Annotated in this window: 14 protein-coding genes and 1 pseudogene; 6 read left to right on the top strand and 9 right to left on the bottom strand. The window is 63.8% G+C overall.

Annotation, left to right across the window (positions count from 1 at the left end; genetic code table 11):
- The first annotated feature begins 11 nt into the window (after positions 1 to 11).
- From V1294_RS22360 to V1294_RS22335, 6 genes are read left to right on the top strand one after another with little or no spacing between them, the layout of a single operon-like run.
- Positions 12 to 746, top strand: coding sequence for a GvpL/GvpF family gas vesicle protein (locus V1294_RS22360; RefSeq protein WP_334500200.1), 735 nt, complete (start codon positions 12 to 14; stop codon positions 744 to 746).
- Positions 743 to 997: a gas vesicle protein GvpG gene (locus V1294_RS22355; RefSeq protein ID WP_334500198.1), complete on the top strand. Its 255-nt coding sequence runs from the start codon at positions 743 to 745 to the stop codon at positions 995 to 997. The genes V1294_RS22360 and V1294_RS22355 overlap by 4 nt, the downstream gene beginning before the upstream one ends.
- The gene (locus V1294_RS22350; protein WP_334500195.1) at positions 994 to 1,308 is read left to right on the top strand and encodes a gas vesicle protein; all 315 of its coding nucleotides are present in this window, start codon (positions 994 to 996) and stop codon (positions 1,306 to 1,308) included. The genes V1294_RS22355 and V1294_RS22350 overlap by 4 nt, the downstream gene beginning before the upstream one ends.
- Positions 1,305 to 2,096 carry a GvpL/GvpF family gas vesicle protein gene (locus tag V1294_RS22345; protein WP_334500193.1) on the top strand — a complete coding sequence of 264 codons (792 nt, stop codon included), beginning with the start codon at positions 1,305 to 1,307 and terminating at the stop codon, positions 2,094 to 2,096. Before V1294_RS22350 ends, V1294_RS22345 begins: the two co-directional genes overlap by 4 nt.
- Entirely contained in the window at positions 2,093 to 2,290 is a 198-nt protein-coding gene (locus V1294_RS22340) for a gas vesicle protein (protein ID WP_334480564.1), read from the top strand. Before V1294_RS22345 ends, V1294_RS22340 begins: the two co-directional genes overlap by 4 nt.
- Positions 2,287 to 2,592 (top strand): gas vesicle protein K, encoded by a 306-nt coding sequence (locus V1294_RS22335; RefSeq protein ID WP_334500191.1) that lies wholly within the window; start codon positions 2,287 to 2,289, stop codon positions 2,590 to 2,592. The genes V1294_RS22340 and V1294_RS22335 overlap by 4 nt, the downstream gene beginning before the upstream one ends.
- A gap of 329 nt (positions 2,593 to 2,921) precedes the next feature.
- On the opposite strand, the gene V1294_RS22330 is transcribed toward V1294_RS22335, so the two are convergent.
- From V1294_RS22330 to V1294_RS22290, 9 genes and pseudogenes are all read right to left on the bottom strand, one after another.
- Positions 2,922 to 3,290, bottom strand: coding sequence for a hypothetical protein (locus V1294_RS22330; RefSeq protein ID WP_334500189.1), 369 nt, complete (start codon positions 3,288 to 3,290; stop codon positions 2,922 to 2,924).
- Between the two features lie 263 nt (positions 3,291 to 3,553).
- The gene (gene thrS / locus V1294_RS22325; RefSeq protein ID WP_334500187.1) at positions 3,554 to 4,765 is read right to left on the bottom strand and encodes a threonine--tRNA ligase; all 1,212 of its coding nucleotides are present in this window, start codon (positions 4,763 to 4,765) and stop codon (positions 3,554 to 3,556) included.
- Positions 4,766 to 5,149: 384 nt separating this feature from the next.
- Positions 5,150 to 5,482 (bottom strand): hypothetical protein, encoded by a 333-nt coding sequence (locus tag V1294_RS22320; protein WP_334500185.1) that lies wholly within the window; start codon positions 5,480 to 5,482, stop codon positions 5,150 to 5,152.
- Between the two features lie 52 nt (positions 5,483 to 5,534).
- Positions 5,535 to 5,768 carry a hypothetical protein gene (locus V1294_RS22315; protein WP_334500183.1) on the bottom strand — a complete coding sequence of 78 codons (234 nt, stop codon included), beginning with the start codon at positions 5,766 to 5,768 and terminating at the stop codon, positions 5,535 to 5,537.
- Between the two features lie 229 nt (positions 5,769 to 5,997).
- The gene (locus V1294_RS22310) at positions 5,998 to 7,086 is read right to left on the bottom strand and encodes a 3-deoxy-7-phosphoheptulonate synthase (protein ID WP_334480576.1); all 1,089 of its coding nucleotides are present in this window, start codon (positions 7,084 to 7,086) and stop codon (positions 5,998 to 6,000) included.
- A 221-nt stretch (positions 7,087 to 7,307) separates the two neighbouring features.
- On the bottom strand, positions 7,308 to 7,892 hold the full coding sequence (locus tag V1294_RS22305; protein WP_334500180.1) for an HdeD family acid-resistance protein: 585 nt from the start codon (positions 7,890 to 7,892) through the stop codon (positions 7,308 to 7,310).
- 117 nt (positions 7,893 to 8,009) lie between these two features.
- Positions 8,010 to 9,054: pseudogene (locus tag V1294_RS22300) on the bottom strand (PrsW family glutamic-type intramembrane protease).
- 109 nt (positions 9,055 to 9,163) lie between these two features.
- Positions 9,164 to 10,378, bottom strand: coding sequence for an MFS transporter (locus tag V1294_RS22295; RefSeq protein WP_334500178.1), 1,215 nt, complete (start codon positions 10,376 to 10,378; stop codon positions 9,164 to 9,166).
- A 14-nt stretch (positions 10,379 to 10,392) separates the two neighbouring features.
- Positions 10,393 to 11,622: a Zn-dependent hydrolase gene (locus V1294_RS22290; protein ID WP_334500176.1), complete on the bottom strand. Its 1,230-nt coding sequence runs from the start codon at positions 11,620 to 11,622 to the stop codon at positions 10,393 to 10,395.
- Between the last annotated feature and the right edge of the window lie 351 nt (positions 11,623 to 11,973).

The raw sequence follows: 11,973 nt of genomic DNA, 5'->3' as shown, positions 1-11,973 counted from the left end.
AAGGATGACTGATGAGCAACTACGTCTACTGTGTCACGCGTGCCTCCCATCCGCTACCGCTCGAAGGGGCGGTGGGGGTGGGGGAGCACGCCCCCGCCCTCCGGCTCGTGCGCGAGCAGGATCTCGTCGCGGTGGTTAGCGACGCGCCGGAGAACTTGCGCGCGAAGCGGCGCGATCTGGTGAAGCACGATGCGGTCATCGGACGGGCGTATGCAGCCGGCACCGTGCTGCCGATGCGGTTCGGGATGATCGCGCCCGATGACGAGGCGGTGCGGACGGAGCTTCGATCGGGGGCGCGCCGTTATGGCGAACTACTGTCCCGCATCGATGGCCACGTCGAGCTCAACGTTAAGGGCGTACATGCGGAGGAAGCTCTTCTCCGCGACGTCTTGCTCCAGAACGACCAGCTACGCGTGCGGAATCAAGCACTGCGCGCCGCAGGCGGCGGTGGCCACCAGGATAGAGTGGCGTTCGGCGAGCAGGTGGCCGCCACCGTCGCGGAACGGAGCGCGCGTGACGCGGGCCAGGTCATCGCCCGCCTGCAACCACATGCCGCACAGGTGCGCCGGGGCCCGCCGGTCGACGAGTGCTTCGTCAACGTGTCGTTCCTGGTGGCGTCCGGTGCCCGGCCGGACTTCGACGGTGCACTGTCACGGCTGCGCGGCGAGCTGCCCGGCTACGCAAGCGTCGGGTTGTACGGGCCTTTGCCGCCTTACAGCTTCGTCGGCAACGAAGCGGAGAAGTGACGGTGGTGGGGCTCCTGTCGCATCTCTTGTTGCTGCCGCTCGCGCCAGCCCGCTTCGCACTGTGGACCATCGACCGGGTGGTCGACGCCGCCGCCGAACAGCATTGCGGCCCGGCAGCCGTCCGGCGCGAACTGGCCGAGCTTTCGCGGCAACTCGATCAAGGGTTAATCGATGCCGAGGAATTCGATCGACGCGAGGACGAGCTCCTCGACCGGCTGGACGAGGGACGAAAGCGAGGGCTGATCGCATGATGGAACAAGGTCTGTGGCACGAACGCCAGGGTGCGTCGCCGAATTTGGCTGACATTCTGGAGCGGGTTCTGGACAAGGGGTTGATCATCGCCGGCGACATCAAGATCAACCTGCTCGACATCGAGCTTCTGACCATCAAGCTCCGGCTGTTGGTCGCGTCGATGGACAAGGCCAAGGCGATGGGGATCGACTGGTGGGAGCACGATCCGGCGCTTTCCCACCAGCGGCCGCGGCAGCTCGCGGCCGAGAACGCGCGATTGCGCAAGCAGGTCAGGGCGCTGGAAACCGGCACTCTGAAGGTACGGCGATGAGTGCGGCGAGCTATACATACGCGGTCGCGCGCCCGTTCGATCCAACCCGGGCGGCCGGCCTCGTCGGCGTCGACGGCGCCGCGATTCACCTGGTCCGCCACCAAGACCTGGTCGCCGTGGTCAGTCCGCTTGCGCCTGCCGACGCCGACGAGACCGCGCTGCGAGCCAGGCTGGAGACGCTGGCGGAGCTGGAGGCGATCGCACGTACACACCACAGGGTCGTGGCGGCGGTTGCCGCGTGCACACCAACGCTGCCGTTCCGCCTCGCGACCGTTCACCGCAGCGACGACCGCGTTGCGCAGTTGCTGCGCCGGGAGTATCGGCGCTTCCGCGAGACGCTGGATCGCCTTGCGGGCAGCGTGGAGGTGGGGGTGAAGATCTACGTGCAGCACGCGGACGCATCTGCCGATGCGATGTCCGTGGCTGAGAGAGCCCGCGGGTCCGGATCGGCGCGCGTGGGCAAGGACTACCTGCGCTACCGCCGCGAGCAGCGCGATCGGCGCCAGCACGCGTGGCGGCGCGCAACCACTGCGGCCGAGCAGATGGACGCCGTTCTCGCCGGGCTTGCCATCGATCGCCGCCAACACCGAACGCAGAGCGCCGAGCTGTTCGCTGCTCCAGGCGAAAATGTATTCAACGCAGCCTACTTGGTGGATGCCGGGCGCGCCGAAGAGCTCGCCGCCCGTGCACGGCGACTGGGTGCCGAAAACCCGCACGTGACGATCGAGGTCACGGGTCCCTGGCCGCCCTATTCGTTCACCGGCAGCGAACACGGGGAGCGCACGTGAGCCCCGCCGCGCTCCCGGCCCGAGAGATCGCGCTCGTCGACCTGCTCGACCGGCTCCTGGCGGGCGGCATCGTGCTGACCGGAGACATCACGCTGGCGATCGCCGACATCGACATGGTGCAGATCTCTCTTCGCGCCCTGATCACGTCGCTCGGCCGGACCACGCGACCTGGCGTAGCGGAGCGAGACGCATGAGCGCCAGCGTCGCTGATTATGAGCCGGGGCTGCGCCAGCGCATTTCGATGGCGCCTGACACGGTCGAACGAGATCTGGCCCGCCTGGTGCTCACCGTCGTGGAGTTGCTGCGTCAGCTCATGGAGCGGCAGGCGCTTCGGCGTCTCGACGAGGGCGGTTTGACCGAAGCGGAGGAGGAGCGCGTCGGCATGACGCTGTTGCTTCTAGACGATCGCATGTCGCGCCTGCGGGAGCACTTCGGGCTCGCCGCCGAGGACCTGAATATCGACCTGGGACCTCTCGGTCCACTACTTCTGCGCTGATGCAAAGCGGATGCGCATCAAGCGTTCCGCGTTGACGCCAAGACGCAGGCGTCACCCCGTAACCGCTGCGGAAGCGGGGTCGTTTTGGTCAAGCAGCTCTTTGAGCAAGCGAAGTCTGCATTTGCAAACCCCTAATTTGCGGAGGGCCCCCCTGGGCTGACACCGCGCCATGTCTGCTTGGGTCATTCGTGTCACTTTGACCGTGGGCCAGCCACTTCCGGTTCGCCCCGATCAACGGACATTCTCAGCGCCCGTCGGCATGTCTCAAATCCGTTGGTTGCGAGAGGCTCTTTCACGGTATGAGGTAAGGTAACTTGAGACGTGTACTTTCAACAGTTCGATAGGTCGCAGACTTCCAATACCTTCAATGATTTTTCTAAAACACAGTTAGAAAACTCACTCCTGCCAACGCAGTCATCGATCGCTTTGTTGGTTTGATCTGTCACACAGCCTGAGTAATTGTGGCCCTTGTCTTCTCTGAATTTCTGCCGAAATTTAGCGAGGCATGATTTGTTCGCTCTTTCAGTCTGGGCGATCCACTTGTTACGATCGATAGGCTCCGCCTGAGCAAGAAGCGTCGACCCAAGCAACATCGGGATGACGAAAACGTATCGCATGTTCGTATCTCCGCCGGTCAAATCGGACGATACATGAAAACGCTGACCGTCGAAGGATGGCGTCCCTCCGCAATCGGTCATCAGGGTCCTCCCGAGAGCGTAGGGAACTGCGGGGACCGCGCGTTGGCCCCGCGTAAATAAATTTGCATATGCTCGCAGCGTCCTAAAGTTATGCAGATCGGTACACAAAGGCAGTGCGCCGATGGGCCACAAGCGATTGCTTGAAGCCCGCTTCAGCCCCGTGAGCGGACATTATCAGCTGGATTAGGCCACGATAGGTGTCGCCAGCATGCGACATACCCCTCTTGCCAGGGCTTGCTCGCCTAGGATCCTGCGTCCGCCAGCTACAAGGCTTCAGCCACAAGGGCGCCCGGCCGGGCCCTCGCCTGCAGGCGGGACACCGCCTCGGCCAGCGGAACGTCGGCCTGTGAGCCGTCGCGCTCGCGCAGGCTCACCTGGCCGTCCCTCATCTCGCGCCCGCCGACGATGGCCATCACCGGCACCGCCATTTCATGCGCCGCCACGATGCGCCGCGAAAGTGTATCGGCGCCGTCATAGGCAACGGCCCGGATCCCGGCATCCCAAAACGCCGCCAGCACGTCCGCGCCGTATCCGGCCTGGTCTTTCGAGATCGGCGCGACCGCGACCTGCTCCGGCGACAGCCAGAACGGAAGCACGCCGCCATGGTGTTCGAGCAGGATCGCGATCATGCGGCCGAGCGATCCGAAGATGGCGTGGTGGATCATCAGGGGCCTGGCGCGGCTGCCGTCGGGTGCGACGTAGGACGCCTCGAGCCGCTGCGGCAGCACACAGTCGAGCTGCACTGTGCCGCACTGCCAGGATCGTCCCAGCCGGTCGCGCAGCGTGAATTCCAGCTTCGGTCCGTAGAACGCACCTTCGCCGGGATTGATTTGAGGCGCGAGGCTGCATTGCCGCGCGGCATCGCCGAGCTTCGCCTCCGACCAGTCCCAGGTCGCGTCGTCGCCGGCGCGCGCTGCCGGCCGCGTGGCCAGCGCCACCTCGTAGTCGGGAAAACCGAGGTCGCGATAGACCTCGCCCAGCAGGGCGATGAAGCACGCGACTTCGCCCTCCACGTCCTGCTCGCGGCAGAACACATGCGCGTCGTCCTGCTCGAAGGCGCGCGTCCGCATGATGCCGTGGAGCGAACCGGAAGGCTCATTGCGGTGGCAGGCGCCGAACTCGGCATAGCGGATCGGAAGCTCTCGCCACGAGCGCAGGCCCTTGTTGAAGATCTGCACGTGGCACGGGCACGACATCGGTTTCAGCGCCATCGCGTGCTCGCCGTCGTCGACCCGGAACATGTGCTCGCCGAACTTGTCCCAGTGGCCGCTGCGGCCCCAAAACTCCTTTGGCAGCAGCTGCGGCGTCCGGACCTCGGCATAGCCGGCGCGGCGCATCTTGCGCCGGAGATAGTCCTCCAGCACCCGATAGACCGCGTAGCCGCGCGGATGCCAGAACACCATGCCCGGCGCATCTTCCTGAAGATGCCAGAGCTTGAGCTGCACACCGAGATTTCTGTGGTCGAGATCGTCCATAGCTGTAATCCTTGCGAGGGGAAAAGCGCGGACGGGGGACCATCAAAAACAGAAAAAGCCCCGTCCGTCGCCGGCGGGGCCTTTTCTGGGTGAAGTACGCTTGTCTCTAGCGCGCACGACCAGAAGGCGATCCGCCGTAAGCGGTCGCGGTGGTGGTCAATGCGGCTGAGAGAAGCTTATTCATGCTTTGTATATGGCGGGAAAACGCTCAGGCGTCAACGCCATCCGCTTGGCGTCGCGGAATATGGATGATGCGCGGGGACATCAATACTCCTGTGGCGGATGATCCGGCGCCTTGGTCAGATGCCGGTTTGCTGAGCAACGCGCTTGAAGTCGGCAAACGTTTTTTCGTTGATGATCGATGGCCAGCGGCTAATGAGTCCCCTAGTAATCAAGATCCGACAGGAACGTGGTGTTCACGATTTCGAACTCGGACGCTCGCCAATTTTTAAGTAACTCCGTGCGCGCCAAACGATGCGTTGCAGAATCTGAGGCGCTGCATTTCACGGCGTGGTGATCTATGCCTGATATCTCAAGCAACGTATCAAAACTTGCCTGACGATCCTCGCGATTCTCAACTTCGGCGAAGTAGATCGTATGGTCGAACTTTCCCATCGCCCAACAAAATTGAACGTGAGCCTGTTCAGCGTCGGCAAGCGCTGAACCTGGAGCAAGCACGGCTGAAATCAAGAGCAATCGAATAATTGGTTTAATCATCGCATTATTTCCAAAAAATGAATGTTATTTTGAGTAGTCGGCCGGTGGCGGCTTACGGCTTGGCGACAGTCTTGGCTGCTGCCGGAATGTTGATAGATGCTGATGAGCCTTTCAAGCGTGCCATCTGGATTTCGTTCGACGCCCTGAGTTCGGTTGCGGGCCTGTTCGTGAAAGTGAGGGCAACCGCGACGATGATAGCGGCCAGATAGGATAGGTATAAGCCGCCGGTCCGCCGACGGTAGGTGCGCAGGTCATCTGCACTCAGCTCGCTCGGAAGTCGTTTCATGAGAATCTCATTCGAGACAGCAGCCCCGACAAGGCACTATTCCGAAATGCTACTTTCTCATGTGAAGTACGCCACAGGCTGGTCGATTTTTGTCGTGCCGGCTTGGAGCGCATTCGCGGGGCGAGCGGCCGCTTTGGTGAACTCCGGATCGAATTATAGCTGCAATGGAACGGCGGAAGCAGGACGCGCCGACCGCGTGCCCTGCTTCGCCATCATTCGACCCGGGTGGCTAGGCCGAACGCTCCTCCCGCAAATTGCCCGATTGCGCGTTCCTCCGCGTCGCCACCGCATCGGCCAGCACGTTCAGCGCGGACACCGTCGTCTCCCAGTCGATGCAGCCGTCGGTGATGCTCTGCCCGTAGGTCAGCTGCTTGCCCGGCACCACGTCCTGGCGGCCGGCGACCAGATTGCTCTCGATCATGACGCCGGTGATGCGCTGCTCGCCTTTCGAGATCTGCTGCGCGATGTCGGCCACGACCAGCGGCTGGTTCTCCGGCTTCTTGCTGCTGTTGGCGTGGCTGGTGTCGATCATGAGCCGCGGCGCCACGCCGGCACGGACAAGTTCGAGGCAGGCGGCATCGACGCTTTCCCGGTCGTAGTTCGGCGCGTGGCCCCCGCGCAGGATGATGTGGCAGTCCTCGTTGCCGGTGGTTGCCGCAATCGCCGAGCGGCCGCCCTTCGTGACTGCCATGAAATGGTGCGGATGCGATGCCGACTTCACGGCGTCGGCTGCGATGCGCACATTGCCGTCGGTGCCGTTCTTGAATCCGACCGGGCATGACAGCCCGGAAGCCAGCTCGCGATGGATCTGGCTCTCGGTGGTGCGCGCGCCGATCGCCGCCCATGCCATCAGGTCGGCGATGTATTGCGGCGTCGTCATGTCGAGGAATTCGGTCCCGGCGGGCAGGCCGAGATTGTTCACCGCCGACAGCACGTTGCGCGCCAGCCGCAGGCCCCTGTTGATGTCGAAGCTGCCGTCGAGGTTGGGGTCGTTGATCAGCCCCTTCCATCCGACCGTGGTGCGCGGCTTCTCGAAATAGACCCGCATCACGACCTCGAGGCGGTCGGCAAGCTTTTCGCGCAAGGCGGCGAGGCGCTCGGCGTACGCCACGGCGGCGACGGGATCGTGGACCGAGCAGGGGCCGACGACGACCAGCAGGCGATCGTCGGTGCCGTTCAGGATGGCGTGGATGGCGTTACGCGCCGCCATCACCACCCGCGTCGCGGTCAAGGTGCGCGGGATCTCACGCATCACCTCTTGCGGCGTACTCAGCTCTTTCAGTTCGCTAATTCGAAGATCGTCGGTGGTGCTCAACACGGCTATGGCTCCTGTTGTTGGGAACCTGCCGGCCAATAAAAAAGCCGCCAGGTTTGGCGGCTGTTCGGACTTCTTGGCTTCAATTCGTCAGATTGAGCGCGATCCTCCCACCGCCAGTGAGCTGTCGTAGCTAAAATACCAAAAGCTGGTGGCGGCGATCATGATCATGGCGGGCTCTATAGCGCACCGGTCCAGTCTTGTCACCCCATAATCGGCGATCTTCAGGATTGGCGCGCGGCGAGCGCCATGCCGACCAGCGATGCGCCGCCGAGCACGAGGTTGATCCCGACCAGGAGGCCGATCGCCCATTCCGCCGAACCCGGCAGGCCCGCGACGATGATGAACGCGATCAACAGGTCCATCACCCCTGACAACAGCAGCCAGGACCAGCGCTCCGACAATTCGCGGCGGTGCTCCAGCGCGTACATGATGGTGACGACGCCTTCGGCCAGAAAATACGCGCCGACCACGATGGTGAGCGTGAGGATGCCCTGCGCCGGCCGCGCCAGCAGAAGCCCGCCGGCGAGAACGGCCAGTGCCGCCGAGAACAGCGACCACCAGAAGCCCGGTGTCTGCCGCGCCCAATACGTCACGAACAGCCCGGCAACGCCGCTGATCAGGAACATCCAGCCGAGGAAGACGGTGACGGCGAGGCTCGCCAGCGGCGGCACGATCATCGCAGCCAGGCCGAGCAAAGCGAGCACGATGCCTTCGAACAGGAAGGCTTTCCAATGCGCCTTCACCCTGGCGTTCATTTCGGACTGCAATTTGCCGATGTCCGGCGGGATATCCTGGGGAAAGGTCATTGGAAACTCCCGATGCCTGCCGCGCCGATGGAGTGTCCAATATAGCCCGTGCGCCGCCCGCGGGTAAAATTTGTTCGCCGGCCTTTTTGCGCGAGATCAACGACGGAAGGATGACGCTCAGCCTGGCTCGGGCGCGGACGAAAATCCCTCCGAGGACCTCCTGATGCGGTTGCGACCGAACACATAGACCGCCGAGGTCGCCAGCAACAACGCCAAGCCGATCAGAATGGAGGTCAGGCCGAGCGGAACGAGAAGCAGCGACGCGTTGCGGTCGGGATTGACGAACCAGTGATGGAGCGAGGTCAGCACGAAAGCCGCCCCAGCAAATCCAGCTCCGCTGCCCACGAGCAGCAGCGCCCACATCCGCCGCAACTGGCTCAGCCGCTCACGCCCGATCTCGGTGCGCGGCGCATGGTGGCGGCCGACGCGCCCGCACCAGCCGAATTGCAAATCCGATCGAACTGAAGCCGATCAGGAGGCTCGCCGTCCCCAGCAGCATTCGCGTGTTGGGGCCGAGATCGGGAAGTTTCTGCAATGTCAGCAGCGGAAAATCGAATGCGGCATGCAACGCGACCGGCGCGAACAGCGCCAGACACCAGCTTGAAATCCGCGCCCAGTCGCGATGATGGCGGTGCGCACCCAGCGCCGTTCCCGCGCGCGCGATCGCGATATAGGCGCCCGCGATAATGCCGAGCGCACCGTGAAACGGCACCGTCAACACGCTGCGCAACGCGGCCAGCGATCGCCACATATCGGAATGCTGCACGAGATAAGCGAGGTTTTCGTAAGCCGCGAAACCGAGGCCCGCGGCCGCGCCATAGACCACGGTGTCCATCGGGTCCGCAAACGCACGGCGGCGCACCGATAATGACACCAGAATGATCACGAGGACCTTCACGATCTCTTCGGGCGCGGCGACGCCGAAGACCGAGCGCAGGCCCTGCGTCATCCAGGGGTTTCCCGGCACCGCGAGGATTGCGGCAAAGGGAGCGCGCGCAATTCCCAATAGAGAAATGCTGGCGGCCCCGAGTATGAAGGCGAGCCACACCCGCACAGGCGGGCCCGGGCGCTCGTCGGCAGCGATGACCAGCCAAAGCAACAGCAATGCCGGTGCGATGGCGGCAACGCCGATCGATGTGGGGAGGGCCTGCAGCAACAACATCTGGGGAAATTTACCTCGCGCGAGCGTAAATGGCTGCAAATCTCGCCGTTTGCAAGAAAGTCAAACGCGACTCCTTGTCACCAAGGAACCCGGCCGAAGCCAGCGCCGCTCAGGCCGCTGTCCGTTGGCCGATCCTTCCATGCACCATCAGCAGCCCCGCCAGCGCGACCAGCGCGAAGCCCGCGCCGGCCAGGAACGTTCCCTGCGGCCCCGCGATGTCCCAGAGGCTGCCTGCAATGATGCTGGCCGCGAGCATCGCCAGACCGCCGAGCAGGTTGAAGAATCCATAGGCCGTGCCGCGCAGCTCGGCCGGCGCGGTGTCCGCTACGAGGGCGGCCAGCAATCCTTGCGTCAACCCCATGTGCAGGCCCCAGAGAACGACGCCCAGCGCAACGCCGCCGATCGACGGCAGCAGCGCCAACGCGAGATCCGCAGCGACCAGCAACAGAATGCCACCCGCCAGCACGGCCGTGCGGCTGATGCGATCCGAGATGACGCCGGCGGGATAGGCCGCGACGGCATAGACGACATTCATCAGCACCAGCACGGCAGGCACGAGCATGATCGGCAGCCCGACATTCTGGGCGCGCAGAACCAGGAATGCTTCGCTGAAGCGCGCCAGCGTGAACACGCTCGCCACCGCCACCACCCACCAATAGGCCGGCCCGAGGTTTTTGATCTCAGTCAGGCTGATCGGATTGCGCACGGCACGCAGCTGTTCCGGCCGGTCCGGCTCCCGCACGGCAAAAACGATCAGCGCCAGCGCCAGGAAGGCAGGGATCACGGCAAACCAGAACACCGCCTTGAAGTTATCTGCCGTCCACCACATCAGGGCGATGGCGAGCAGGGGGCCTGCGAAGGCGCCAACCGTGTCAAGCGATTGGCGCAATCCAAAACTCGCGCCGCGCAGATCGGCCGGCGAGAGGTCTGCCACCAGCGCGTCACGGGGCGCGCCGCGAATGCCCTTGCCGATCCGGTCGACGAAACGCGCCGCCACCAGCCAGGTAACGGTTGGCGCCAGCGGAAACACCGGCTTGGTGAAAGCCGCAAGACCGTAGCCGAAGGCTGCGAGCCATTTGCGCTTGCCGAGCCAGTCCGAGAGCGCGCCGGAGAATATTTTTGTAATGGAGGCGGTCGCCTCGGCGATGCCCTCGATGATTCCGACCGTTACCATCGATGCGCCAAGCACCGAAACCAGGTAGATCGGCAGCAGGGCGTGGATCATCTCCGACGAGACGTCCATCAGCATCGAGACGAAACCGAGGACCCATACGCCCGGTGGAATATCCCTGATCGAATAGGTCGGCTTGGTGCCAGCGGCCATGTCGTCCTTCGGTCTCACCGCGCCAACAGCCGCCGGCACGCTTCGACAAAGACCTCGGCCCCCGTGACGATGTCGGCGTCAGCAGTGTTCTCGGTCCAGTGGTGCGAGATGCCGCCGATCGAAGGCACGAACAGCATGCCCGCCGGCATGACGGTCGCGAGAATCTGGGCGTCGTGGCCGGCGCCGCTCGGCATGCGCAGTGACCTGCCGCCGGCACAGGCTGCGCCGGCTTGTTCGATGGCCTGCTGGAAGGCCACATCCATCAGCGCGGGCGCGCCGGTGCGAATGCGCTCCACGGCGACGCTGCAGCGGCCCTGCTTGTCGACCTCCGCGGCCATGCTGCGGAGGAGGTCCTCCAGCCGCGCAATCACCGCCGGATCGTCGTCGCGAATCTGGAACAGCATTTCTGCCGCGCCGGGGATGATGCTGGGCGCGCCGGGATCGAGGCTGATACGGCCGGTGGTCCACACCGTGCGGGGGCCGCAGGCTGCGGGAAAGCGCTCGTCGATATCGACGCAAAATCTGGCGAGTGCCAGCCCAGCATCCCTGCGGATGGCCATCCGCGTAGTGCCGGCGTGGTTTTGTTCGCCCATGAACGTGATGCGGTATTGCCAGATCCCGACGATGGAGGTGACTACCCCAATCTTGAGGCCGCTGCTTTCGAGCGTCTCGCCCTGTTCGATATGGGCTTCGAGATATCCGATATGCCGCCCGCGTTCGTACTGCGCGCGGGCGCGGCCGGTGAGGCCGGCGTCGCGCAGCGCGTCACGCATGCGCCTGCCGCTGCGGTCGTGCGCCGCGTCGATATCGGCTTCGGTGACGCCGCCGACATAGGACCGGCTGCCGAGGAAGTGCCCGAAATGCCCTTCCTCGTCGCACCATGATGCAACTTCGACCGCGCCGCTTATATTCGGATCGCGATTGATGACGCGGGCGGCTTCGAGCGCATAGACCACGCCGAGCGGTCCATCGAGCCAGCCCGCATGGTTCTGGCTTTCAAGATGCGACCCCGCCAGCAGCTTCGGCCCGGGCTTGGTGCTGGCGCCGAGGACGTTGCCGATGCCGTCGATCTCACCGGCGAGGCTGGCCTCGGGAAGGCGCTGCACCAGCCAGTGCAAAGAACGTATGTGCGGTTCCGAGAACGTCGGCTTGTGGACACCGGTTTTATACGCGCCGATTGCACGCAGCGCGTGAAGGTCGGCAAGAACACGCGTGCCGTCGACACGCGAGAGATGGTCAATCATGGATGAAGCACCTGCTAGTCCGTAGTTCTCCGGGGGAGAACAAAGTTCCTCACGTTTTCGCGAGAGTAGAACAAAGTTCCGTGAACGTCGCCAGCCGCCCTTAATTTATCCTCCGGACAGCAGCACCAATGCGATGATTGCAAGCCATACCACGATGACGAGCGCTGCAATCGCGCCAGCGGTTATCTCGTCTTCTCCTTTAACGTGTAGTCGCGCATACTTTCCGCAAAACGTGTGAATGCGCCCGTGGCTTGCGGGAGGATATTCACTCACGCTATCGCATCAGGAAAGAGATAGTTCGCGTCGTGCGAGTGGAACGTCGCGATGCGAGCGCTATGGTCGCCGTTTTCG

The sequence above is a fragment of the Bradyrhizobium sp. AZCC 1678 genome (assembly GCF_036924765.1).
GTDB lineage: Bacteria > Pseudomonadota > Alphaproteobacteria > Rhizobiales > Xanthobacteraceae > Bradyrhizobium > Bradyrhizobium algeriense.
The sequence above is the reverse complement of the archived record's forward strand: the minus strand, read 5'-3'. Positions and strand labels throughout refer to the sequence as shown.

What these genes read in the sequence shown, in the direction of transcription:
- V1294_RS22360 (WP_334500200.1), top strand. Translation starts at nt 12, where the DNA reads ATGAGCAACTACGTCTACTGTGTCACGCGTGCCTCCCATCCGCTACCG.
- V1294_RS22350 (WP_334500195.1), top strand. Translation starts at nt 994, where the DNA reads ATGATGGAACAAGGTCTGTGGCACGAACGCCAGGGTGCGTCGCCGAAT.
- V1294_RS22345 (WP_334500193.1), top strand. Translation starts at nt 1,305, where the DNA reads ATGAGTGCGGCGAGCTATACATACGCGGTCGCGCGCCCGTTCGATCCA.
- V1294_RS22335 (WP_334500191.1), top strand. Translation starts at nt 2,287, where the DNA reads ATGAGCGCCAGCGTCGCTGATTATGAGCCGGGGCTGCGCCAGCGCATT.
- V1294_RS22330 (WP_334500189.1), bottom strand. Translation starts at nt 3,290, where the DNA reads ATGACCGATTGCGGAGGGACGCCATCCTTCGACGGTCAGCGTTTTCAT.
- thrS (WP_334500187.1), bottom strand. Translation starts at nt 4,765, where the DNA reads ATGGACGATCTCGACCACAGAAATCTCGGTGTGCAGCTCAAGCTCTGG.
- V1294_RS22320 (WP_334500185.1), bottom strand. Translation starts at nt 5,482, where the DNA reads ATGATTAAACCAATTATTCGATTGCTCTTGATTTCAGCCGTGCTTGCT.
- V1294_RS22315 (WP_334500183.1), bottom strand. Translation starts at nt 5,768, where the DNA reads ATGAAACGACTTCCGAGCGAGCTGAGTGCAGATGACCTGCGCACCTAC.
- V1294_RS22305 (WP_334500180.1), bottom strand. Translation starts at nt 7,892, where the DNA reads ATGACCTTTCCCCAGGATATCCCGCCGGACATCGGCAAATTGCAGTCC.
- V1294_RS22295 (WP_334500178.1), bottom strand. Translation starts at nt 10,378, where the DNA reads ATGGCCGCTGGCACCAAGCCGACCTATTCGATCAGGGATATTCCACCG.
- V1294_RS22290 (WP_334500176.1), bottom strand. Translation starts at nt 11,622, where the DNA reads ATGATTGACCATCTCTCGCGTGTCGACGGCACGCGTGTTCTTGCCGAC.